Below are 23,670 nucleotides of genomic sequence, written 5' to 3'. Positions count from 1 at the left end.
ATCGCGGCGGCAGTGGATTGCCGCTTGCCCAGAACGATAACACGTTCTAATTTTGATCCCATGGCCTACACGATCGCCGACCTCATCGAGCATGCCGTCGACCTGGTTCCCGAGCGCATCGCGCTCGAGTCCGGCGACCGCACGCTCTCCTACGCCGAGCTGGAGGCGCGGTCGAACGCCCTCGCCCACACACTGCGCGAACTGGGCGTCAAGCCGGGTGACCGAGTGGGGTTGTACAGCCGGAACACCATCGAATCGGTCGAGTCGATGGTCGCCATCTTCAAGGCGCGCGCGGTGATGGTCAACGTCAACTACCGCTACGTCGAAGCCGAACTCGAGCACATCTTCACCGACTCCGGGATGAAGGTGCTCATCCACGAGCGCGGCTTCGCCACCCGCGTCTGCAACACGTTGCCGCGCTCACCCGAACTCGAGCACCGCATCGCCATCGAGGACGGGTCCGACGAGGATCTCTGCTGCGACGGACACGGCGACGCCATCCGGTACGAGGAAGCGATCGCGGGATCGTCGACCGAACGCGACTTCGAGGACCGCAGCGACGACGACCTGTACATGCTCTACACCGGTGGGACCACCGGGAAGCCCAAGGGTGTCGTGTGGCGTCAGGTGGACGTCTGGCGTGTGCTCGGTGGCGGAATCGACTGGTACACCAGCGAACCCGTCCCCGACGAGTGGCATCTCGCCAAGACCGGCGCCGACGGCGGGCAGCTCGTCCGGTACCCGATCCCGCCGTTCATCCATGGCGGATCGCAGTGGGCGATCTTCCAGTCGCTGTTCGCCGGCGGAAAAGCGGTGGTGTACCCCGAGTTCAGCGGCTCGGCCGCGTGGGACATCGTCGAACGCCACAAGGTCAACGTCGTGTTCATCACCGGAGACGCCATGGGACGTCCCATGATCGAGGCGCTGGAGAACGGCGACGAGCGCGATCTGTCGAGTGTGCTGTCGGTCGCGTCATCGGCCTGCCTCTTCTCGCCGAGCGTGAAAGAACAGTTCCTCGACCGCTTTCCGAACGCAGTCGTCATCGATGCCATCGGGTCGTCGGAGACCGGCTTCGGTGGAATGGGAGTCGTCGAGAAGGGCACCCCGCACACCGGTGGTCCACGGGTGAAGGCCGACAGCGAGACCCACGTCCTCCGGGAGGACGGCACACCCGTCGAGGCGGGGAGTGGCGAGGTGGGGGTGCTCGCGCGCTCCGGACATGTGCCACTGCGCTACCACAACGATCCGGAGAAGTCGGCCAAGACATTCAAGGTCTTCGACGGCGTGCGGTACTCGCTGCCCGGCGACAATGCGGTCCTCGAGGCCGACGGGACGATCACCATGCTCGGCCGCGGGTCGGTGTCGATCAACACCGGCGGCGAGAAGGTGTTCCCCGAGGAGGTCGAGGGCGCGCTCAAGGCCCACCCGGACGTGTTCGACACCGTCGTGGTGGGAGTGGCCGACGATCGATGGGGCCAGCGCGTCGCCGCGGTGATCGCCACCCGCGACGGGGCGCGGCCGTCGCTCACGAGTCTCAACGACGTCGTGCGGAAAGAGCTCGCGGGCTACAAATGCCCGCGCAGCGTGTGGTTCGTGGACGAGATCAAGCGTTCTCCCGCAGGCAAACCCGACTACCGATGGGGAGCGTCGGTCACCGCCGAGCGTCCCGCCGACGAGGCGCAGTAGAGCGCCGGAAGCGAGCTGACAACAATGCGTACTGAACTGGCCGAGAAGTTCGGCATCGAATACCCGATCTTCGGGTTCACACCCAGCCAGGACGTGGCGGCGGCGATCAGTCGCGCCGGCGGACTCGGCGTGCTGGGATGCGTCCGCTTCAACGAGGCCGACGAGCTCGACGAGGTCCTGGAGTGGATGCACGAGAACACCGACGGCAAGCCCTTCGGCGTCGATGTGGTGATGCCCGCCAAGATCCCCATCGAGGGTTCCAAGGTCGACCTCGACTCGATGATCCCGCCCGAGCACCGGGCGTTCGTCGAGCGCACGCTCGACGATCTGGGTGTGCCGCCGCTGCCCGGTGGTGATCGTGTCGACGCCGGTGTGCTCGGCTGGCTGCACTCGGTCGCGCGGTCCCACGTCGACATCTCGATGGAGCATCGTCGGAAATACGGGCAGATCAAACTGATCGCCAACGCCCTGGGGTCGCCGCCGCCCGACGTCATCCAGACCGCGCACGACAACGGCGTGCTGGTGGCCGCACTGGCAGGCGCGAAAGATCATGCGCTGCATCACGTCGAGGCCGGCGTGGACATCGTCATCGCGCAGGGTTACGAGGGTGGTGGGCACACCGGTGAGGTCACCTCGATGATCCTGTGGCCCGAACTCGTCGACGCGGTCGGCGACACCGCCCCCGTTCTCGCGGCCGGTGGCGTCGGTAGCGGTCGTCAGATCGCCGCCGCGATCGCGCTGGGTGCCCAGGGTGTGTGGATGGGCACGTATTGGCTGACGGCCGCGGAGTACAAGCTCGGCGTGCCGGAGGGCTCGGACAAGCCGTCGACCGTGCAGCAGGCGTTGCTGAAGGCGACGTCGCGCGACACCGTGCGCCGCCGGATCTACTCGGGAAAGCCTGCGCGACTGCTGAAGACGGCCTGGACGGATGCGTGGGACGCCGAATCGGCGCCCGAACCGCTGCCGATGCCGCTGCAGAACCTCCTCGTCGCCGAGGCGCACGCACGGATCTCGCAGGCCGACAACCCCGACGTCGTCGCCATGCCCGCCGGGCAGATCGTCGGACGTTGCAACGCCATCACACCGGTGGCCGATCTGATCGCCGATCTCGTCAGCGAGTACGACGAGGCCGTCGGCCGGATGAACAAGACGCTGGGCGGTTAGGGGACCGGTGCGGCGACGTCACGTCAGCGGACATCGGCACGCAAGAATTTCGGATGATCCAGGCGCCAGGTGATCATCGCCGCGACCACCGCGACCACGGCCAACGTCAGCAGTGAGTTCCGTTCGTCGAAGGCGTTGAACAGCAGGCCACCGAATCCGGCACCGGCCAGGAATCCGGCGTAGGTGCTCAGGTGAGCGACCCATCCCCACCGCTTGGCGCCGGCCACGTGCAACCCGGCACCCTGGCCTATCTTCACCAGCGTGCCGGTCACATACGACAGGGGCATGACGACCTCGCCCTTGCGGCTGATCGAGGTGTTGAGTGCGCCGAGACCGAAGGCCAGGCAGAGGACCGGGCCGGCGCCGAACTCGCGATTGCCGTTCTCGAGGCCGATGTCGATGAGCCACGCCGCGATCGTCGAACCCGCGGTCAGCATCGTCGCCCCGTGTCGGGCCTTGCGCCACACATACATTCGCGCCAAGGTGGCCACGAACACGCCGAGAACGAACACCACGACGGTGAGCAGAGCCGTGAAGCCGAGCCGGTGCGCGCCCTTGACGTGTTCGAGCACCAGCCGTTCGCTGTTGCCCGTCATGAAGGTGACGTACCAGCCGGAGGAGTACAGCCATGCCGCGGCGCCGGTGGCGCCGGCCAGCGCGGCGAGGACGGCGGCGAGAACCATCTCTCGCCCGTCGTAGAAGGGACCCAGCAATTCCTTTCGGATTGATTCGCTGCGAGGGTCGGAAGTGGATGCGGTGCGTTCGACAACGGTCATCGGGTCGGCTCCCAGTCCTGTCGGTAGGGCTGTGGTCGTGATCGGCATTCGAACGGGGGAGTGTGTCCCGGCGGCATCGGCGGTCTGTCCCGTCGGGGAAGCCCGATAGGGCAGTTCCCTACTTCCAGGGCACCCGAAGTCCGCCGTCTGCGCCACGTGAGTCCGACCACATACTGGTCCGCCCGGGCGATCCGTCACCCATCGAGGTGTCGGCGGAACCAGCGCGTCGGCACGACCGTTGTGTGGCGGCTGCGAGCGGGCTCGGGATTCGGGGATCGCGCTACGGCGAGGTGTACTCGCCCCACAGGTCGTCGACGATGTCGGCGGCGTCGGGCGGGAGGCAACTCGCGTCGGGACACGGCCCCGGCGGCATGGGAGTCGGTGCGATCAGGGTGCCGACTGCGGCGGGAAGTGTCAGTCGCGTGGTTGGTGCGGTCGACGGCTTTCCGGTCGGGCCGAGCGTGCCCCATTGTTCGACGCCGTCGACTCCCGGCACGGTGGTGCATCCCCAGTACAGGTCCCAGTCGCCGTCGGGCAGCACGGTGGACCCGGTCGGACCGTCGTCGAATACCTCGAGCGCAACAGTTCTCGTGCCGCCGGGGGCGATCAGAGCCCGCGGGTCGACCGGATTGACGTACCCGAACGGCGGTCGTGAGTCGCTGTTCGCCACCGACCCGGCCGGTAGCCCGAACATCTTGCACCCGATCACCGCCGCGGACCGGTTCGTGACTGTCACGGTGACCGAGTTGCCGGACACCGAAGGTGTGATCGTGACATCGCCGGGGGCGGCGTGCGCGATCGCGGGGGAGAGGATTGCCGCGGTTGCGCATCCGAGCGCGATGCCCAGGGTGCGGAGCAGGTGTCGTCCGGTCATGGGTGCGAGCCTCTCGTCGGGGTCTGCGCGTTAGTGTTCCCGAAGGATGGCGCGAACCCACCACGAATGGACATATCCGGCGTCAGACATACGTTCCGACGGTCCCGAATAGGAACAGCAGGACGCTGAGTGGAAAACCTCATGAGCGGAGTCCGCTCCGCATGTCGTCAGGAGGGGAACTCAGAACTTCGAGACGACCGATCAAAGGTTGGTCAGAATGTACACAGCGAAACCCGTTGCGAACACAACACTGCCGACCACAATCCCAGTGCCTGTTTGTCTCACCGGCCCAGGAAAGAGTATGCACAGGGCGCCTCCGAGCAGGGCGAGCAACACCAGCATTGTCCCAAGGCCCCAGAGGAGTGCGTATGCAATAAACGATAGAGACACCGCGGCAATCGCGACAAACGGTGTGCGGGGACCGAAATAGCGCGTATCCACAATCAAGCTCCCAGCGATAGCGCGACCAGTCCACTAACTGAAACCGCTGCGCCTATGACATAAGCCCAGCTCCGCGCGCTCCCATCATTGACCCAGGCCAGAACTCCCGCTACCAGCAGCCCCGCAGTCACCAAGCCCGTCCTCCAGGCAGCGACCGACACTCCGCCGACTGCGTGCGGAACGCTGAAGACCGTCACCATCAACAGCATGGCCACGGCGGTCTGCGCCCCGTACATGCGTTGGGGCGCGGAGCCGACAGTGTTGTCCGTGGCACGGTCGCTAGCCGTCATCTGCCTCGCCCCTGAGGTTGGCTGATCAGACGGATAACGTAAATCGCCATCAAAGTCGTCACGACCCTTTCGCTCTGGGAGGACTACCGGGGTCTCCGAGGTCAGTCATTCCGGTGATCTCACCCGTCTCGACCGGAATCCAGTCGTTGCCCGGGGAGGAGTTGACGACCTCCTGCTCGAACCTGTCGAGATCGTCCTCGTAGCTTCCATACTCGTGGTGGAATGGCAGATTCAAGAATGGCCCAGCCGCGATGTGGTCGCCAGCGTCGTCTTGGTGGAGAATGCGGGTTTGCCCGTCCGGCAAGTACTGGTATGTCTCCATCGAGGGGTAGTCCGTAGCCTCGCCCGACACTCGTGCGCCTGTTCCGCTAGGTGTGATCACGGTCTGGCCGTTCACAGACCACGCGAGCTCTGCGGCGCCCGGCGGGGCAAAAGGGTCGGCGGCGTCGTAGGCGATCGCAACTGTGCCGTCAGGTAGCTGCGACGCCGACACTTTGGGCGTGCCGGTCCTCACCTCACCGGAATCGACGTTAACCGACGGATTCTGTCGCGCAATTATGATCCCGTTCTCGTAGTCGATGAAGTAGCTGACACGAGTATTCTCCGGGGAAAAATGAGGATCGAACTCGCGATTGTCTCCGAGGTGATCATCGATCCCGCCGATAACTGTTTCCGTAGGAATGAACAACCCCGTGGCCACGACGCCCTGCCCGGGAACAGGTTTGATCTTGATGACGCTCACGACGGGCGGGACGCCCTGGTTCTTCGGATTGTAGCTGTGCGGGTCCAAAGCGGCGGCCATCCGCCAGTCGTTGTCGCTGACAGGTACTCGACCGTAGACCTCGCGGAATGCGTCCACTTGATTCGCCACGCGTGTCATCGATCCGGTGGAAGTGGCAATCGACGCCGGTGTGATTCCGCTAAGTGCGGCAAGGGCCGAGTTTACGGCTGCGCTCGTGTCGCTCACCGACTGGTCCGCAGCTACACCGAGATTGCGCAACGCGGTCTGGTGCTGAAAGGCGACATTCTCGTCGTACTCGGTTTCGGGTGGAGCTTTCGCTGCTTCGAAGGCCACCTCATACTCGCGGCTTCCGCGGTTGAGCACATACCCCTGGGACTCTGATGACGTTGTCCCGTTCTCGAGGGCAGTGACTGCTCCTTCGATGGAAAACGCGCCGCGGTTCATCGCATCGGCCAGATCGCCGTACTCGTTCGCAACACCGCGGAGCCAGCGTGTGATGGCCTCCGCTCGGTCATCGGCCGGTCCTCTGGCCGTACCCGTCCACTCCGCACCCGTCAGGTTGAGGACGGGGTTTCCCGCCTTGGGCGCCTCGGCGTCCAGACGAGCCTTCATGGCGAACAGTCCATTGGCGATGAGCCGGAGTCGATCGGGCGTCCATGCTGTGACCTCGTTGTAGCTCGGCGGCATGCTACCGCGGTCCCCTCTCCGTGACGCCCAGGAGAATTTCGAGCGGAACTGGGTGATCCGTCAGTGGGCCGGTCCTCGAAGGGAAGGCGATCGCGCTCGAAATACGGTCCGCTCCGGATTGATCAGTGTCGACGGTGGTGTCGCGGGCGTTGACCACCAACTCAGCAAAGGCAGAGATTGCCTTCGAAGCATTCGACATCGACGTCTCGATCTGCGAATCACCGGAGCTAGCGATATCGCTCATGTCGTCGGTCGCGCCTCGGAAGGAGCCGGCGAGGCCACCGAACGTCTGGGTCGCGTAGGTGGTCCCCAGTCCTGCACTGAGGTGCAACCCCCCGATGTTCGAGGCGCACTGTTGGATCTCCATAGCGGCTGTGACCAGCGCCGCCGGATCTACGGTCAGATCTGCCATCGTCTCCCCCGAGTGCGTGCGTAGAAGCTAGCACGATCAGCGCATACCAGAACTGTGCGCTGTCAACGTAGAGCGTGACGATCGAGAATGGGGAACGGCATCCACAGGGGGGGCGGAAGATCCGTATGACGTTGTGCCCCGAAACCGGGCGTAATGTCATACCGATCCAAACGGGGCCCTTCGTGGCTCGTCGCTTGCGCTCCTCGCACCTCAGGGAGCAGGGGTGGGTCGCCTTCGCTCCTCGGCTCAGGGAACAGTGTGGGCCAGTAGGTCTGTTGGTTCTCTCGAATCACCGCACGGGACGCTCAGGGGAGCGGCGGCGGCCGGCCTACGTCGCGGTGCGGTAGACCCGACCGTCGCGAACCCACGTGGGCGGGGTGGTATCGGCCGCCAGCAGTCGCTTGACCGTCTTGAAGGTGGCGGTCTCGGGGAGCTCGTCGACGAGTCGCACCCGGTGCGGCCACTGCTTGGGACCGAGATCGTCCTGAGCGGAGAGGAATTCGCCGAACTCGTCGCCCGTGAGCCCGTCGGCGACGAGGACCGCCTCGATCTCGTCACCGATCTCCACCGGTACGCCATGCACCGCGACCTGACGAATTGACGGATGACGCAGCAGGATTCGTTCGATCGGGCCGGTGCCGATGTTCTCCCCGTCGACCCGCAGCCAGTCGCCGAGGCGTCCGGCGAAGTGCAGGAAACCGGCGTCGTCGACCCAGGCGAGGTCGCCGGTGTGGTAGATCCCGCCACGCATGCGGTCGGCGGTGGCATCGGGATCATTGTGATAACCGGCGAAAAGGCCGGGGCCCGAGAGGTTCACGATCTCACCGACCGTGCCGACAGGTACGGGCTCGCCGGTGTCGACATCGACGACCGCGGTCGGCTCACGCAACGGTCCCAGGGCGTCGTCGGGTGTGTCGGGGGTCCGGGTGATGGCCACCCCGCCCTCGGTGGAGCCGAAACCGTCGACGACGCGGCACCCGAAGCGCTCGGCGAACCGGCGCCGGTCGCGGGCCGGCGCCTCGTTGCCGTACATGATGCGTAACGAACTCGCGGCGTCGTCGGGGTGCGGCTCGGTGGCGAGAATGTAGTTCATCGGTTTGCCGACATAGTTGGCATACGTCACGCCGTACCGGTGGACGTCCTCGACGAACCCGCGCGCGGAGAAGCTGCGTCGCAACGCGATCGACGCCCCGCCGGCCACCGCGACGCACCACCCGGCGATCATCGCGTTGGAGTGGAACATCGGCATCGACAGGTAGGCGACGTCGCGCGGACCGATGTCGAACCGGTCGGCCAGCATCGGGCCGCTGGTGGCGAAGGTGCGATGCGTACACCGCACCGCCTTCGGATCCCCGGTCGTCCCCGAGGTGAAGATCAGCATCATGAGGTCGTCCGGCGTCGGATCGGCGAGGGGCGCCGGCTCGCTCGTGGCCACCGCGTCCGCCCACTCGGGCGAGTCGACATCGATGACGCGGGTTCCGCCGAGGTCGAGGCCGTCGAGCAGATGCCGGGTGTCGACGCCGCACAACACGACCTGACAATCGGCGCGGGCGATGTCGGCGGCGAGGGCGTCACCGCGGCGGGTGGTGTTCAGGCCGACCAGCACGAATCCGTGACGTGCCGCCGCTGCGAACAGTGCGCTGAACTCCGGTGTGTTGGCGAGCAGGATGCCCACGTGGCGCGGGCGGTCCTCCGACAACCAGCTCCGCACCACCCCGGCCCGCAGTGCGGCGTCGACGAGATGATCTGCCCACGAACGGAACCCGCCCTCGAACCAGATCCCGCGATCGTCGACCCCGGTCAGCGGCGCGACGAGATCGGCGACCGTCGAGGCGCGCGTCGGGGCGATCGGCCGGCTCACGCCGGTGTGGCGGCCAGCTCGGCTCCGATGACCCTCACCGACGCGGTGGCCGAGCCGAACGCGAACTCGTTGTGCTTGGCGCGCAAGAAGTAGCGATGCACGGGGTGGCTGGTGTCGAGGCCGACACCACCGTGAACGTGTACGGCCGTGTGTGCCACGCGGTGACCGGCCTCCGCAGCCCAGAACTTGGCCGTCGCGATCGCATTCTGCAGCTCCGGGGTGGGTCCGCTCGAATGGTCGAGCAGCCAGGCCGCCTGCGTCGTCGTCAGCGCCAACCCCTGCGCGTCGATGTATCCGTCGGCGAGACGCTGCGCGACCGCCTGGAACGATCCGATGGCGCGGCCGAACTGCTCACGCTCGCGGGCATATTCGGCGGTGAGCTCGAGTCCGCGCTCGACGATGCCGGTCTGGTCGGCACAACACGCCAGTGTCGCGCGGGCGACCAGCGTCGCGGCGGTGTCCCCTCCGCCGGCGAGAACGGCGTCGCCGTCGACCGGTGTGCCGTCGAACTCGACCTGCGCCGAGGGGATCAATCCGGTGGACGGGGTGGGGGTGACGACGACGCCCGGGGCGTCGGCCGCGACGACTACCGCGACGACACCGTCGGGTCCGGATGCGGTGACCACGAACATGTCCGCGGCCTCGGCATAGGGAACGTCGACCTTGACCCCGGTCAGCGTCCCCTCCGTCGAGAACGTCGTCGTGGGGGAGCCGAGGTCGGTCGCCAGGTCTTCCTCGACGGCAACGGTGAGCACCGAATCGCCGGTGGCACCGGCAGCGAGGACCCGGCCACGGAGCTGCGCCGAACCGTGCGCGGCGATCACCGGCAGCGCAGCGATCGCATGGGGTCCGAACGGTACGCGGGCCAGCACCCGGCCGAGCTCGGTGGCCACGAGCGCGTTCTCGACGACACCGAGGTCGCCACCGGCATCTCCGACGGCTTCGGCGGACAGCTCGAGGCCCAGGAGCCCGGCGCCGCCGAGTTCACGCCACAGGTTCGCGTCGAGCGCGGCCCGCGAGGACTCCAGGTCGGCGACGCGCTCGGGAGTGCTGATCGACGTCGCGATGTCGCGGGCCAGTCCACGGACGTCGGCGCCGGATTCGGGAAGCGAGAAATCCATCGGTGCGTCTCCATCTTCGGGGTGCGGTTGTGGTTTCGATACGCCGCGTGCTCGCTGCGCTCGCTCGGGGCTACTCAACCAGCGGGTGGGCGGGGTGCTTGCTTGGCTCGGTCGGGGTTACCTGCGGCTGGGGCGGGGTGCTCGCTGCGCTCGCTCGGGGCTACTCAACCAGCGGGTGGGCGGGGTGCTTGCTTGGCTCGGTCGGGGTTACCAGCGGGTGGGCGGGGTGCTTGCTTGGCTCGGTCGGGGTTACCAGCGGGTGGGGCGGGTGCTTTGCTGCGCTCGGTCGGGGTTACCAGCGGGTGGGGCGGGGCAGGCTACCTGCGCTGGTGCGGGAGGCCGAGGGCGAGCATCGCGATGATGTCGCGCTGGATCTCGTTGGTGCCGCCGCCGAAGGTGAGGATCAGCGACGTGCGCTGGTAGCGCTCGAGCCGGCCGTTGAGATGTGCCCCCGTACTGCCGGTGCGCAGGGTCGCGGCGGGACCGACGACCTCCATCAGCAATCGGTAGGCCTCGGTGGCGAATTCGGTGCCGTAGACCTTGGTCGCCGACGCATCGGCCGGACTCGGCGACCCGCCGGAGCTGGCGACCGAGGCGATCTTCCAGTTGATCAGCTTCAGGAACTCGACCTTGGCATGGACGCGGGCGAGGTTCTGCTGAACCCACGGCGCGTCGATCACCCGGTGGCCGTCACCGGTCTTGGTCTGCTGTGCCCACGCGACCGTCTCGCGCAGTGCGGTCTGGATCGGCGCCGCGCTGCACAGCGCCACCCGCTCGTGGTTGAGCTGATTGGTCACCAGCGGCCACCCACCGCCCTCCTCGCCGACGATCGACGACGTCGGCACCCGGACGTCCTGGTAGTAGGTCGCGCTGGTGTCGACTCCCGACATGGTGTGCACCGGTGTGTAACTGAAGCCCTCGGCGGTGGTGGGCACGATGAGCATCGAGATGCCCTTGTGCTTCTTCCCGCCGGTTTCCAGCGTCGACGGGTCGGTACGGCAGGCGAGCCAGATGTAGTCCGCATAGGCGACCAGGCTGGTCCACATCTTCTGGCCGTTGATGACGTAGTCGTCACCGTCGCGGACCGCGGTGGTCCGCAGGGCCGCGAGATCGGTGCCGGCGCCCGGCTCGGAGTACCCGATCGAGAAGTGCAGCTTGCCCGCCGCGATCCGCGGCAGGAAGTACGCCTTCTGCTCGTCGGAGCCGTAGTTCATGATCGTCGGCGCCACCGAGTTGATGGTGAGGAACGGAACGGGTGCGCCCGCGATCGCGGCCTCGTCGGTGAAGATCAGCTGATCCATCATCGACCGGTTCTGGCCGCCGAACTCGGTGGGCCAGCCCAGTGCGAGCCAGCCGTCGGCGCCCATCTGGGCGACGACGTCGCGGTAGGCGTCGCCCTCGCCGAGCTCGCCGTCGCCGCCGGACAGGGCGGCACGACGGTCCTCGGTCATGAGGCCGGAGAAGTAGTCGCGGAGTTCTCTGCGGAGCTCGGCTTGTTGGTCGGTATAGGCGATGCGCATCGACACTCCAAGGGGTGGATCGGCTAGCGTCCGGTCCCGGCTTATGGTCAAGTTGACAGGCGAAGTGCTCGTGCACTTCTGAAACACGTTCTAACCTGTTCTCACAGCCCAGTCAACAGGTGACCCATCGATGAGGAGACGGTTCCGATGCGTATCAAGGCAGATTTCGACCTCTGCGAGTCCAACGCCATCTGTGTCGGGATGGCGCCGGACTTCTTCGACCTGGATGACAACGACTACCTGGTGATTCTTCAAGAGGACATCCCGGCGGACCGCGTCGAGGAACTTCGTCAGGTCGCCGCCAACTGCCCGAAGTCGGCGCTGTCGGTGGTCGAGGACTGACCCCGGCGAAAATGCGGTTCGGTTCCATCCGTTCGTGAATCATGCTAGAACAGGTTCTAGTTTTAGCTCAGGAGGATGTCGGGTGGGTTACTCGTTGGACGGTCGCGTCGCGGTCGTCACCGGTGCAGGTGCAGGTCTCGGTCGCGCGGAGGCCATCGGATTGGCTGCCGAGGGGGCAACGGTCGTCGTGAACGACCTCCCCGCGGCGCTCGAACAGAGCGACGTGATCGACACGATCACGACCGCAGGCGGCCGAGCTGTCGCGGTGGCCGGCGACATCGGCGACTCGGCCACCGCCACCGCCATCATGACGACGGCGACCGACCAACTCGGCTCGCTCGACATCGTCCTGAACAACGCGGGCGTGGTGCGCGACAAGATGCTGTTCAACATGACCGACGACGAGTGGGACCTGGTGATCCGCGTGCATCTGCGCGGTCACTTCCTGCTCACCCGCAACGCCGCGTCGCACTGGCGCGCCGCATCGAAGGCGGCGGGCGGTCCGGTCTACGGCCGGATCATCAACACCGCGTCGGAGGCCGGTCTGCTCGGTCCCGAGGGGCAGGCCAACTACGGGGCGGCGAAGGCGGGTATCACCGCGCTGACGCTGTCGGCATCTCGAGCCCTCAAGCGATACGGCGTGCGTGCCAATGCGATCTGCCCGCGGGCGCGGACGGCGATGACCGCCGCGGTGTTCGGCGACGCGCCCACCGACGGGGTGGATCCCCTCGATCCCGAACACGTCGTGCGGCTGGTGTCCTATCTCGCCGGTCCCGACTCCGACGCGGTCACCGGTCAGGTGTTCGTCGTCTACGGTCCCAAGGTCACGCTGATGGCTGCGCCGACGGTCGACGAGGTCTTCGTGGCCGAGGGCGACGCGTGGGCGGCGGAGGACCTCGCGAAGACCCTGACGGGCCACTTCGCCGACCGCGATCCGGGACGCACATTCTCGGCAAGTGCTCTGGTCAACTGACCAAATCGGCTCGATTGTGCGTGATAGGTTTCGCGATGGTGCGAGGGTGAAGGGGGGCTGGCGGTGCTGAGCAAACTGGCCACACCCTTGAGCGGGATCGGGGATTTCGTTGCGCTCGGGGTCGAGTCGACGCGCGAGTTGTTCCACCGTCCGTTCCAGTGGCGGGAGACCGTCGAACAGTCCTGGGCGATCGCCCGCGTATCGATGGTGCCGACGCTCCTGGTCGCCATCCCGTTCACGGTTCTCGTCAGCTTCACGCTGAACATCCTGTTGCGCGAGATCGGCGCACAGGACCTGTCGGGTGCGGGTGCCGCGCTGGGCACGGTCACCCAGATCGGCCCGATCGTCACCGTGCTGATCGTCGCCGGGGCGGGCGCCACCGCGATCTGCGCGGATCTCGGCGCCCGGACCATCCGCGAAGAGATCGACGCCATGAAGGTGCTCGGCATCAACCCGATCCATCGTCTGGTGGTGCCGCGCATCGTGGCCTCCACCGGCGTGGCGCTGCTCCTCAACAGTCTCGTGTGCACCATCGGCATCGGCGGCGGGTTCATCTTCTCCGTCTACCTCCAGGACGTGAATCCCGGTGCATTCGTGGCCAACCTGACACTGCTCACCGGGTTCGGCGAGCTGATGATCTCCATGGTCAAGGCGGCTCTGTTCGGACTGTTCGCCGGCATGGTCGGCTGCTATCAGGGCCTCAACGTCAAGGGTGGCGCGAAGGGCGTCGGCGATGCCGTGAACGAGACCGTCGTGTATTCGTTCATGGCGCTGTTCGTCGTCAACGTCGTCGTCACCGCCGTCGGTCTCAAGGCAACGGCGGGCTGAGGGATGGTACTTCCGTTCACCACCCGGTTCCGGACCGCGCGCGTCGCGGTCAAGCGGGCCGGCGAGGACTGGGATCAGATCGGCGATCAGGCGCTGTTCTATTGGGACAGCGTCGTGTCGATCCCGCGTGCGATCAAGCACTACAAGAAGGAGACCCTGCGGCTCATCGCCGAGATCTCCATGGGCACGGGCGCGCTGGCCATGATCGGCGGCACCGTCGTGGTCGTCGGATTCCTGACGCTGTTCACCGGCGGGACGATCGCGGTCCAGGGGTACAGTTCGCTGGCCAACATCGGCGTCGAGGCGCTCACCGGCTTCTTCTCGGCGTTCATCAACGTGCGCATCGCCGTCCCGGTGATCTCCGGTATCGCGCTCGCCGCGACCATCGGTGCCGGCGCGACCGCGCAGCTCGGTGCCATGCGCGTCTCGGAGGAGATCGACGCGCTGGAGACGATGGCGATCTCGTCCATCCCGTACCTGGTGTCCACGCGGATCATCGCCGGTCTGATCGCGATCATCCCGCTCTACGCGTTGGCGTCGTTGGCATCGTTCCTCGCGAGCCGGTCGGCGACGGTCTTCCTGTACGGACAGTCGCCCGGCGTCTACGACCACTATTTCGACACGTTCCTCATCCCGTCGGACATCCTGTGGTCGTTCGTGCAGGCGATCTGCATGGCGGTCGCCGTCATGCTGATCCACACCTATTACGGCTACAACGCCTCGGGTGGGCCGGTCGGCGTGGGCGTCGCCGTCGGGAACGCGGTCCGCGCGTCGCTCGTTGTTGTGGTCGTGATCACACTCCTGACCTCCCTCGCCATCTACGGCGCCGATGGCAAGTTCAACCTGGCGGGCTGAGTCATGAGCAAGAGACAAGAGCGTTCACGGGCCACCCGCCGAACGGCGGCGGTCGTCATGGTCGCGGTGCTGCTGGCGCTGATCATCGGGGCGAGCGCATCATTCCTCGGTGCCTTCAAGGGCACCCAGCAGGTCACCCTGGTCGCCCCCCGCGCCGGACTGGTGATGAACCCCGACGCCAAGGTGAAACTGCGCGGCGTCGAGGTGGGACGGGTCGCCGAGATCTCCGAGCGCGGCGGCGATGCGATCCTGACCCTCGACATCGCCGACGGCGACATGTCCAGGATCCCCGCCAATGTGGCCGCGGACATCAAGTCGAACACCATCTTCGGCGCCAAGGCGGTCAACTTCGTGGTGCCCGGAGAGCCGGAGGGCACACTCACCGCAGGAGCGGAGATCCCCGCCGACCGGGTGGTCGTCGAGCTGAACACCGTCTATCAGCAACTCGTCTCGGTGCTCGCGCAACTGCAGCCGGAGAAACTCAACGCGACCCTCGGTGCGATCAACACGGCGCTGCAGGGTCAGGGCGAGGAGATCGGCGACGCCCTCGAGCAACTGACCATGCTGCTGGGCAAGACCAATCCGCATCTGCCCGCCCTGAACCGACTCTTCCGGGAGGGCGCGACCGTCACCAACGTCTACGCGGATTCGATGCCCGATCTCCTGCGCACCGTCGACAACTTCACCGTTGTCGGGAACACGTTGGTGGACAACACGTCCAACCTCGACGCACTGCTCATCAACGCCACCGGGATGGCCAACACCATCGATGGGGTCATCGCCCCCTCGAAGAAGACGCTCATCGGAGCGCTGTCGGATCTCGATCCCATCGCGGCGCTCCTGGGATACAACGCCCCGGGGATCAAGTGCTTCCTCACCGCGGGCGCGATCGCCTCCGAGGTCGCGGCGCCGTTCCTCGGTGAACGCAACGGCATGCTGATGCTCGACGCGGGCCTGCTGCCCGGCAAGGATCCCTACGCCTACCCCTATGACCTGCCGCGGGTCGGGGTCGAGGGACCGCCGACGTGCCAGGGCGGGCTCAGTGATCCCGCAACCAAGGTGCCGGCACCGTTCTACGTCGGCGACAACGCACCCCAGCCCTACCAGCCCAGGACCAAGCCGAAGGCGAACTCGCAGAAGCTGTTCCAGATCCTGTTCGGAGAACCGCCCCGTGGATAACCGCGCTCGCGCGTTCCGCGCGACCCTGATCAAACTGGGTGCCTTCACCGTGGTGATGGTCCTGGTCTTCGTCGCGCTGGTCGTCGTCTTCAGCCGCTATCGGTCCGGCGCGTCGAACGAGTACAGTGCCGTCTTCACCAGTGCATCGGCGATGAAATCGGGCAGCAAGGTCAAGATCGCCGGAGTCGAGGTCGGGTCGGTCGGTGATGTCGAGCTGAACCGCGACAACGATGCCGTCATCACCTTCAGCGTCGACCAGCAGTATCCGCTGCCGGAGTCGGCACGCGCGTTGATCCGATACGAGAACCTCACCGGCGACCGGTATCTCGAGTTGCAGCAGGGGACCGGCAACACGTCGACCTTCCTTGCCGACGGCGCGCAGATCCCGATCGGCCAGACCGAGCCCGCACTCGATCTCGACAAGCTCGTCGGTGGCTTCAAACCACTGTTCCGGACCCTGGACGCCGACGACGCCAACGCGCTGACCAGTTCGCTGATCGCGGTCTTCCAGGGGCAGGGCGGCGCGTTGAACACGTTGCTGGGCAACACCGCGTCGTTCACCGACTCGCTGGCCGACCGCGACCAGTTGATCGGCGACGTGATCGACAACCTCAACACGACCCTCGCCACCCTCGACGGCGACCGGGAGGGCCTCGACACCAGCGTCGACCTCCTGCAGCAACTCGTCACCGGGCTCGCCGAACAGAAGAGCACCGTCGGCAACGCATTGACGCAGACCTCGCGCGTCACCAACGGTCTCGCCGACCTGTTGGGCACCACCCGGCCGACCCTGCAGTCGATGGTGACCAACACCGGACGGGTCTCGGAGGAGTTGCTGGCCGCGGAACCGTTTGTCCGGAACCTGATCTCGCGACTTCCCGAGGACTACAAGACGCTGTCGAACCTCGGCTCCTACGGCGCCTGGCTGCAGATCTACTTCTGCCGCATCCGGCTGATGCTGCCGGCGCCCGGCGGTCAGACCATCCTGTACACGTCGAACAACGTGATGGGGAACTCGACGACGGCAGGCGGAAGGTGTGACGGCTCATGAGTCTTCCGTTCGGCGGCATGTTCTCGAGCCGTAGATCCGAATCCGACGAGGCCGACGTCGCCCGCGAGCAGAAACGCGGGCAGCGGAGTCGCGCACAGGTCGGCGTCATCGGCATCGTCGTGATCGGCCTGGTGGTCATCACCGCGATGCAGATGGACAAGCTGCCCTACATCTCGCCGATCAGCACCTACACCGCCTACTTCGACGACGCCGGCGGACTCACCAAGGGCGACATCGTCTCCGTCTCCGGTGTCCAGGTCGGCACTGTCGAGTCGATCGCGCTGGCCGGGACCGACGCCGGGACCAAGGTGAAGGTCGGGTTCCGGATGGACGACACCGTCGAGATGGGCTCGGACTCCCAGGCGGCCATCCGAACCGAAACCGTGCTGGGTCGGCGCAATCTCACCGTCATCCCGCACGGCGGGGAGCGGATCAAGCCCGGCGGCTCGATCCCGATCGGCAACACGATCTCCCCGTATTCGCTGCAGGACGCTCTCGAAGGCGCGACCGACACCGTCGCCGACACCGACACCGAGCAGCTCAACGAAGCCCTCAACACCCTGACGATCACCTTCTCCGAGACGCCGGATCAGGTCCAGGGTGCGGTCAACGGTGTGGCACGGCTGTCGAAGGCGGTGGCCGACCGCGACAACGAGTTGCGAGCGCTGCTGGCCAAGGCCAATCAGGTCAGCAAGATCGTCGGCGACCGTAACGAGCAGATCAACCGCCTTCTCGTCGACGCCAATGCGCTCGTCGGGGAGATCGAGATGCGGCGCTACGCGCTCAACCAGCTGATCAAGGGAATCGGCGACGTCACAGCGCAATTGCGTGGCTTCATCGCCGAGAACAACGCCCAGCTGACCCCGGTCCTGCAGAAGTTCGACCGTGTGGCGACGATCCTCACCGATCAGGAGAAGGAACTGAAGGAGACGATCGACCGGCTGGGGCCGTTCGCCAACACCCTCGGCGAGGCGGTGGCGTCGGGCCCGAACTTCGATTCCCTCGTCGGGCTCAACACCTTCGGCGACTACACCGCGATCTTCCTGAACGCCCTGCGCGGTCGCTACCCGCAGCTGTGGCAGTCGCTGCAGTACTCGAGCTTCCCGTTGCTGCCGCAACCGTGGAGCCAAGGGCCCCCGGTGGGAAGCGATCCGCCGCGCGGACCACTGCCCACCCCGACCTATCCCACGCCCGCGCCGACCACGAGGGGGAGGTGACATGACCGTCGGAAGTATGTCCATCGGACGCAAGGTGCTCTTCGGTGTGCTCGCCGTGGTTCTCGCGATCGCCCTGATCCTCGTGGGCTGGAAGGTGTTCACCAAATCCACGACGAACACCTTCACCGCCTATTTCGCCGGCGTCGCCAGCCTCTACAAGGGGGACCCGGTCCGGGTGCTCGGTGTGAACGTCGGCAGTGTCTCGGCGATCACCCCCCGCGAGAACGACGTGAAAGTCGAACTGCGCGTGGACTCCAGCGTCGACATCCCGCAGGACGCGAAGGCCGTCATCGTGGCGCAGAGCCTGGTCTCGGGCCGGTTCGTGCAGCTGACCCCGGTCTATTCGGGCGGGCCGCAGATGTCCGACGGCGCCGACATCCCGATGGATCGCACCGCGGTGCCGATGGAGTGGGACGACATCAAGGCCCAGCTCACCCGGCTCACCGAGGCCATCGGGCCGGAGGGCGCCGATCCGGGTTCGGCGGCCAAGGCGGTCAACGTCTTCGACGAGAACCTCGAGGGCAACGGGGAGGCGATCAACGAGTCGATCCGCGAGGTGTCCGATGTCATCGGCACCCTCGCGGCCGGTAGCGGTGACCTCTTCTCCACAATCCAGAGCCTGCAGAAGCTCACCGACGCCCTGTCGGGGAGCCACGAGCAGCTGGTGCAGTTCAACGGTCGGATCGCTTCGGTCAGTTCGGTTCTCGCGGACAACACGACCGAGCTCGACGAGGCCCTCAAGGGTCTCGACGCGGCCATGACCGATGTGCAGCTCTTCATCGACACCAACAAGACGGCACTGTCGTCGTCGGTGGAACGCCTGGCCGCGAGTACGAAGATCGTGGCCGACAAGGACGAACAGGTTCGCGGTGTGTTGCATTCGGCACCCAACCAGCTCGCGAACTTCTACAACATCTACAACCCGCTGTCGGGTTCGCTGTCGGGTGTGTTCGGCCTGGGCAACGGCACCAACCTGATCACACTGCTGTGCGGGTCCATGGAATCGACCAAACGACCCGGCACCACGATGGCCGACGTCGACAAGTGCGTGGAGATCCTCGCGCCCGTCCTGTCGTCGATCTCGATGAACTACCCGCCGTTCCTGACGAATCCGGTGCAGGGTCGCAACGCGACACCGAGTCAGCTCCAGTACCAGGACGCAAGCGTTCGAGCGCGAGCCAATGCCGGTGTGACCCGGTTGGACAACGAGACCCGACGCGACAACCGAGGCAGCCCGCTCGAGGATCTGCTGGTCCCGTTCGGAGGTGACCGATGAGGCCGGCACGCCTGCGCGGCGGGTTGGTCGCCGGTGCGGCCTCCCTCGCGCTGATTGTGGCCGGATGTTCCTTCGACGGCCCCAACTCGCTGCCCGTCCCGGGCGCCGAGGGCACCGGTGGTGGTTCCTACGAGATCACCGCCCTGATCCCGTCGGCTGCCGGACTGGTCAACAATGCGCCGGTCCTCATCGACGACGCAACGGTCGGGAGCATCGGCGACATCGAGGTCGAGGACTGGAATGCGTTGGTCACCATCCGCCTCAACGACGGCGTGATCGTCCCGCGCGGGTCGCACGTCATGGTGGGGTTGACCAGTGCGCTGGGTTCGACGCACCTGGAGATCGTGCAGCCGGCCGAGCCCGAAGGCGGCCGCCTCGAAGCGGGCGACCAGATCCCCCTCACCAAATGCCCGGAGCAATCCAACATCGTGACCGACCCGTCGGTGCCCGCGGTGCCCGACATCAATGCGGCACAACAGGTGTCGGCGTGTACCTACCCCAGTACCGAGCAGGTGCTCAGCTCGCTGTCGGTGGTGCTCAACGGCGGCGGTCTGTCACAGATCGGCGACATCGTGCACGAGATGAGCGAGGTCTTCGGCGGACGCGAGGACCAGATCAAGAAGCTGATCCCGCGACTGAACACACTCGTCGCCGATCTGGATGCGCAGAAGGGCAACATCATCCGGGCCACCGAGGGACTCGACCGGTTGTCGCGCACCATGAACGAACAGTCCGGCACCATCGAGCGCGCGCTCGACGACAGCCCGCAGATCCTGCAGCTTCTCGTCGACCAGCGTCAGCAGTTCCTGGACACGCTCGGCTCGGTCGCCACTCTGTCGAAGACAGCCAACGACATCCTCGACGCCAACTCCGAGGACATCGTGACGATCGTGGAGGGGATCGAACCGGCCCTCGATCAGCTCCAGGCGGCAGGTCCCGCGATGACGCAATCGCTCAACATCCTGCTGACCTTCCCGTTTTACGAACCGACGATCCGACGAATCGTCAAGGGTGACTACGTGAACTCGGACCTCACGCTCGATCTGACGCTGGAGCGCCTGGACAAGACGATGTTCGCCAGCCTCGGCGTCACCGGGCCCGAGGGCGTCTTCGGACGTCCCGCCGGCGCCGCCGCGCGCGGGCTGAATCCGTTCATCGCGCCACTCCAACCGGGCGGCGAACGGATGCCCGACTCCGCCGAACCGATTCCGGCGAACATGATTCCGCAGATGCCCGCGGTCACGCCGGTCCCGGCCGCGGGAGGTGGCCGCTGATGAAGATCACGCGATTCGTCCGGATGCAGCTGATGATCTTCGCGATCGTGACCGTGGTCGCGATGGTGGTGATGGCGCTGTTCTACATCCGCATCCCGTCGATGTTCGGGGTCGGCAGCTACCAGGTGCAGCTGCTGCTGCCCACCAGCGGTGGCCTGTATCAGAATGCGAACGTCAGTTACCGCGGCGTGTACGTCGGCAAGGTCGACTCGGTGCAGCTGACCGACTCCGGCGTCGAAGCGGTGCTGACGATCGAGAACAGCGCGGAGATCCCGGCATCGTCGACGGCGTCGGTGCGCAGCGTCTCCGCGATCGGCGAGCAGTTCGTGGAGTTCACACCGGACCCCGAGGCCGGGGAGTCCGGAGGATTCCTGCAGGACGGGGCCACGGTCTCGACCGACCAGGTGCCGGTGGAGATCTCGTCGATGCTCGACCAGGCCGACCGGTTGCTCGCCGAGATCGGTGACACGCGTCTGCGCTCGCTGATGGACGAGGCCTTCGTCGCGTTCAACGGCACCGGCGAGGCGCTTCAGCGACTGCTCGACTCGATGGTCCTGTTCGTCGACGAGGCGAACAAGAACACCGACACGACGATCCAGCTGGTCGAGCAGGGCGCCCCGCTGCTGGCCACCCAGTCACGCACGGCCGACGCCATCCGCTCCTGGACCCGGGACGTCACCGCGTTCACCGATCAGCTCCGCGCGAACCGGCCCGAGATCGGCGACATCCTGCGCAAGGGGCCGGCGACCGCGTCGAAGAGCCAGGAACTCTTCGAATCCCTCGGCGCGTCGTACCCGCTGTTGGTCTCGAATCTGGGCACCATCGCCAAGACCCAGGTGGTGTATCTACCGAACTGGAAGCAGGTCCTCGTTCTCTATCCGCGACTGGTCAATTCGTTGATCACGGCTCTGAACACCGGCACCAACCGGTTCGGTCCCAACGTGAACTTCTCGCTCGGTTTCCAGGACCGGCCGCCGTGCAACATCGGGTTCCTCCCCAAGGAGGACTGGCGGTGGCCCTCGGAGCAGACCGCTCGCGAACTGCCGCCGGGCATGCTGTGCCGGGTGCCGCAGAACTCCAACATCGCCGTCCGGGGCGCGCGCAACTACCCGTGCGCGGAGTTCCCGGGACGCCGTGCGCCCACTCCGGCGGAATGCGCGACGGGGTATGTGCCGAAGCCGGGTTCGGTCGACCCCTTCCAGAGCGGGCTGCCGTTCGGGTTGAAATGGCAACCGGCGTCCTCCGGTACCGTGACACCGGGCACACCGAAGGACTTCGACGCCGAGCCCGCGGTGTACGCGACGACATACGACCCGGACTCGGGCAACTTCATCGGACCCGACGGAAAGACCTACAACGCCGGGGCCGGCAGCGATGAGCAGGGACAGAGCAGTACATGGCAGACGATGATCAGCGGGACGGTCGCCCCGTGACACCGGACGGTCCCGGCACGACCTCCCCGGATCGCACGGGCGCGGATCGCGCCGGCACGGGTGACCGGCGAAATGCGAAGCGGCCGGTGCGTTCGGCGCCGATCCGGCGCGGGCGTTCGGCAGGGAAGAAGCCGTCGAAGCCGGCCGCGGCGACCCCCGCCGGCGACGTTCCCGCGCGGACGGGCGGACGCACCGACGAGTCGGCGGCCGGAACCGACGAGGTCAGGTCGGACACGACGTCGTCGGTGTCGCTCACCAAGCCGGACGGCGAGTCCGGCGCTGAGGCGGGCGCCGGCGCGGTGCCCGCCATCGCGCCCGACCCGTCCGAGGTCGAGAAGACGGTCGGGTACCGTGAGCGTCGACGCGCCCGGACGGCAGCCGCCTCGTCGGCCGCGCAGGCGCCGAAAGCCAAGCGCCGCATCAGGTACCGCGGAACCGGTCGACGCTCGCCACGGACGATCGTAGGTGTCGTGGTGGCACTCGTGGTCATCGTCGTGTGCGCCATCGCGTCCGTGGTGTTCGCGCTCGGTATCGCCCGCCAGGACCGCACCGACGACCTGCGAGCCGAGTACTCGGCCTTCGCGTCACAGGTCCTCGTGAACCTCACCAGCATGAACCCCGACACCGTCGACCAGACCCTCACCTCGGTGCAGGAGGACACGAGCGGCAAGGTCAAGCAGGAGGTGGAGAACAACATCCAGCAGGTCGCTGCCCTGGTCCGCGACGGCAAGCTGGAGACCCGGTCGCTGATCCTCAGTTCTGCGGTCACCAAGGCCGAACCCGACGAGGGCTCGGTCATCATGGTGTTCGGCTGGCACCAGCGATCTCTCGACGGCGAGGTGCCGTCGCAGGAGAAGGTGTTCCGGTGGCGTGTGGACATGACGCGCATCAACGGGGACCTGAAGATGACCGACTTCGAGTGGGTGGCATGATGGCGTCCGGGTCCGCACCGACCTCGCGTTCGCGATTCGCGATGGGCAAAGGGCGTCTGGGTCTGATCGCACTCGGGGTGGTGCTGGTCGCCGCGGTCGTGGTCACGGCGTTCCTCGGGTTCCGCTTCACCCAGGGTCGCGCCGTCGAGGACGCGCGGGCGTCGTCGCTGGCGGCGGCTCGCGACTATGCGACGACGATGTTCGGGTACAACGCCGAGAACGTCACCGAGCACATCGATCAGTCGATGAGCGTGCTCACCGGTCCGGCGAAGCCGGAGTACACGAAGCTGATCACCGACAACAATCTCGCCGACGAGGTACGCAAGCAGTCGGTCGTGTCCGAGGTGACGATCCAGGACGCGGGCGTGGTGACCAACACCGCGGACACCTCGCAGGTCCTGATCTTCATGAACCAGTCGGTGACCCGAGGCAACAAGGAACTCGTGAGCATCAACCCGTCGCGGCTGACCTTCGACATGAAACGCGACGGCGACCGCTGGATGATCAACTCCATCGAGGTCATCACCGACGACACCTTCCGCTCGAAGATCGAGGTCGTGGAGTCGCTACCGCCCGACGCGAAGCCGGTGCCCGGCCCGAGTTCCGCGCCCGCGGCGACGCCGACGCCGGCGCCCGGCCCGGCCGGAGCGCCGGTGCCCACTCCCTGACCGGGTTAATCCGTTGCGGCCCGCCGGAATCGGGCGTACGTTCGCGGGTACACGAGGAAGGAGGTGGT

The 23,670-nt window shown here is 66.4% G+C and carries 21 protein-coding genes; 14 read left to right on the top strand and 7 right to left on the bottom strand.

Features of this window, described 5'->3' with window-relative positions; all coding sequences use genetic code 11:
• Positions 1 to 60 precede the first annotated feature (60 nt).
• Both BCM27_RS20410 and BCM27_RS20405 read left to right on the top strand, forming a co-directional pair.
• Positions 61 to 1,686, top strand: a complete 1,626-nt coding sequence (locus BCM27_RS20410; RefSeq protein WP_004022055.1) for an acyl-CoA synthetase — start codon at positions 61 to 63, stop codon at positions 1,684 to 1,686.
• Positions 1,687 to 1,710: 24 nt separating this feature from the next.
• Positions 1,711 to 2,850, top strand: a complete 1,140-nt coding sequence (locus tag BCM27_RS20405; RefSeq protein WP_004022053.1) for an NAD(P)H-dependent flavin oxidoreductase — start codon at positions 1,711 to 1,713, stop codon at positions 2,848 to 2,850.
• A gap of 23 nt (positions 2,851 to 2,873) precedes the next feature.
• Here the strand turns inward: BCM27_RS20405 and BCM27_RS20400 are convergent, their stop codons facing one another.
• The 7 genes from BCM27_RS20400 to BCM27_RS20365 all read right to left on the bottom strand — a co-directional run bounded on the left by BCM27_RS20400 (position 2,874) and on the right by BCM27_RS20365 (position 11,574).
• On the bottom strand, positions 2,874 to 3,626 hold the full coding sequence (locus BCM27_RS20400; RefSeq protein WP_004022052.1) for a DUF1275 family protein: 753 nt from the start codon (positions 3,624 to 3,626) through the stop codon (positions 2,874 to 2,876).
• 280 nt (positions 3,627 to 3,906) lie between these two features.
• On the bottom strand, positions 3,907 to 4,500 hold the full coding sequence (locus BCM27_RS20395; protein ID WP_004022051.1) for a hypothetical protein: 594 nt from the start codon (positions 4,498 to 4,500) through the stop codon (positions 3,907 to 3,909).
• Between the two features lie 789 nt (positions 4,501 to 5,289).
• Complete coding sequence (locus tag BCM27_RS20385; RefSeq protein ID WP_004022048.1) at positions 5,290 to 6,660, bottom strand: hypothetical protein; 1,371 nt, start codon at positions 6,658 to 6,660, stop codon at positions 5,290 to 5,292.
• Position 6,661: 1 nt separating this feature from the next.
• On the bottom strand, positions 6,662 to 7,072 hold the full coding sequence (locus BCM27_RS20380; RefSeq protein WP_004022047.1) for a hypothetical protein: 411 nt from the start codon (positions 7,070 to 7,072) through the stop codon (positions 6,662 to 6,664).
• 328 nt (positions 7,073 to 7,400) lie between these two features.
• Positions 7,401 to 8,933: a long-chain-fatty-acid--CoA ligase gene (locus tag BCM27_RS20375; RefSeq protein ID WP_004022046.1), complete on the bottom strand. Its 1,533-nt coding sequence runs from the start codon at positions 8,931 to 8,933 to the stop codon at positions 7,401 to 7,403.
• Positions 8,930 to 10,054: an acyl-CoA dehydrogenase family protein gene (locus tag BCM27_RS20370; RefSeq protein ID WP_004022045.1), complete on the bottom strand. Its 1,125-nt coding sequence runs from the start codon at positions 10,052 to 10,054 to the stop codon at positions 8,930 to 8,932. The genes BCM27_RS20375 and BCM27_RS20370 overlap by 4 nt, the downstream gene beginning before the upstream one ends.
• Before the next feature lie 317 nt (positions 10,055 to 10,371).
• Positions 10,372 to 11,574: an acyl-CoA dehydrogenase family protein gene (locus tag BCM27_RS20365; protein WP_004022044.1), complete on the bottom strand. Its 1,203-nt coding sequence runs from the start codon at positions 11,572 to 11,574 to the stop codon at positions 10,372 to 10,374.
• A 147-nt stretch (positions 11,575 to 11,721) separates the two neighbouring features.
• Here BCM27_RS20365 and BCM27_RS20360 point away from each other — a divergent pair, with 147 nt between their 5' ends.
• The 12 genes from BCM27_RS20360 to BCM27_RS20305 all read left to right on the top strand — a co-directional run bounded on the left by BCM27_RS20360 (position 11,722) and on the right by BCM27_RS20305 (position 23,602).
• Positions 11,722 to 11,916, top strand: coding sequence for a ferredoxin (locus tag BCM27_RS20360; RefSeq protein WP_004022043.1), 195 nt, complete (start codon positions 11,722 to 11,724; stop codon positions 11,914 to 11,916).
• 82 nt (positions 11,917 to 11,998) lie between these two features.
• The gene (locus BCM27_RS20355; protein ID WP_004022042.1) at positions 11,999 to 12,889 is read left to right on the top strand and encodes a 3-oxoacyl-ACP reductase; all 891 of its coding nucleotides are present in this window, start codon (positions 11,999 to 12,001) and stop codon (positions 12,887 to 12,889) included.
• A 63-nt stretch (positions 12,890 to 12,952) separates the two neighbouring features.
• On the top strand, positions 12,953 to 13,717 hold the full coding sequence (locus BCM27_RS20350) for an MlaE family ABC transporter permease (protein WP_004022041.1): 765 nt from the start codon (positions 12,953 to 12,955) through the stop codon (positions 13,715 to 13,717).
• A gap of 3 nt (positions 13,718 to 13,720) precedes the next feature.
• Positions 13,721 to 14,572 (top strand): MlaE family ABC transporter permease, encoded by an 852-nt coding sequence (locus tag BCM27_RS20345; RefSeq protein ID WP_004022039.1) that lies wholly within the window; start codon positions 13,721 to 13,723, stop codon positions 14,570 to 14,572.
• A gap of 57 nt (positions 14,573 to 14,629) precedes the next feature.
• Complete coding sequence (locus tag BCM27_RS20340; protein WP_004022038.1) at positions 14,630 to 15,751, top strand: MCE family protein; 1,122 nt, start codon at positions 14,630 to 14,632, stop codon at positions 15,749 to 15,751.
• On the top strand, positions 15,744 to 16,802 hold the full coding sequence (locus BCM27_RS20335; RefSeq protein WP_004022037.1) for an MCE family protein: 1,059 nt from the start codon (positions 15,744 to 15,746) through the stop codon (positions 16,800 to 16,802). The genes BCM27_RS20340 and BCM27_RS20335 overlap by 8 nt, the downstream gene beginning before the upstream one ends.
• Complete coding sequence (locus BCM27_RS20330; RefSeq protein WP_004022036.1) at positions 16,799 to 18,019, top strand: MCE family protein; 1,221 nt, start codon at positions 16,799 to 16,801, stop codon at positions 18,017 to 18,019. Before BCM27_RS20335 ends, BCM27_RS20330 begins: the two co-directional genes overlap by 4 nt.
• 1 nt (position 18,020) lies before the next feature.
• Positions 18,021 to 19,295: an MCE family protein gene (locus BCM27_RS20325; RefSeq protein WP_004022035.1), complete on the top strand. Its 1,275-nt coding sequence runs from the start codon at positions 18,021 to 18,023 to the stop codon at positions 19,293 to 19,295.
• Entirely contained in the window at positions 19,292 to 20,569 is a 1,278-nt protein-coding gene (locus BCM27_RS20320) for an MCE family protein (RefSeq protein ID WP_004022034.1), read from the top strand. The genes BCM27_RS20325 and BCM27_RS20320 overlap by 4 nt, the downstream gene beginning before the upstream one ends.
• On the top strand, positions 20,569 to 22,002 hold the full coding sequence (locus BCM27_RS20315) for an MCE family protein (RefSeq protein WP_004022033.1): 1,434 nt from the start codon (positions 20,569 to 20,571) through the stop codon (positions 22,000 to 22,002). Before BCM27_RS20320 ends, BCM27_RS20315 begins: the two co-directional genes overlap by 1 nt.
• Complete coding sequence (locus BCM27_RS20310; RefSeq protein ID WP_004022031.1) at positions 21,999 to 22,934, top strand: hypothetical protein; 936 nt, start codon at positions 21,999 to 22,001, stop codon at positions 22,932 to 22,934. Before BCM27_RS20315 ends, BCM27_RS20310 begins: the two co-directional genes overlap by 4 nt.
• The gene (locus BCM27_RS20305) at positions 22,934 to 23,602 is read left to right on the top strand and encodes a hypothetical protein (protein ID WP_004022030.1); all 669 of its coding nucleotides are present in this window, start codon (positions 22,934 to 22,936) and stop codon (positions 23,600 to 23,602) included. The genes BCM27_RS20310 and BCM27_RS20305 overlap by 1 nt, the downstream gene beginning before the upstream one ends.
• The last annotated feature ends 68 nt before the right edge of the window (positions 23,603 to 23,670 follow it).

This window comes from Gordonia terrae (assembly GCF_001698225.1).
Taxonomy (GTDB): Bacteria; Actinomycetota; Actinomycetes; order Mycobacteriales; family Mycobacteriaceae; genus Gordonia; species Gordonia terrae.
The sequence above is the reverse complement of the archived record's forward strand: the minus strand, read 5'-3'. Positions and strand labels throughout refer to the sequence as shown.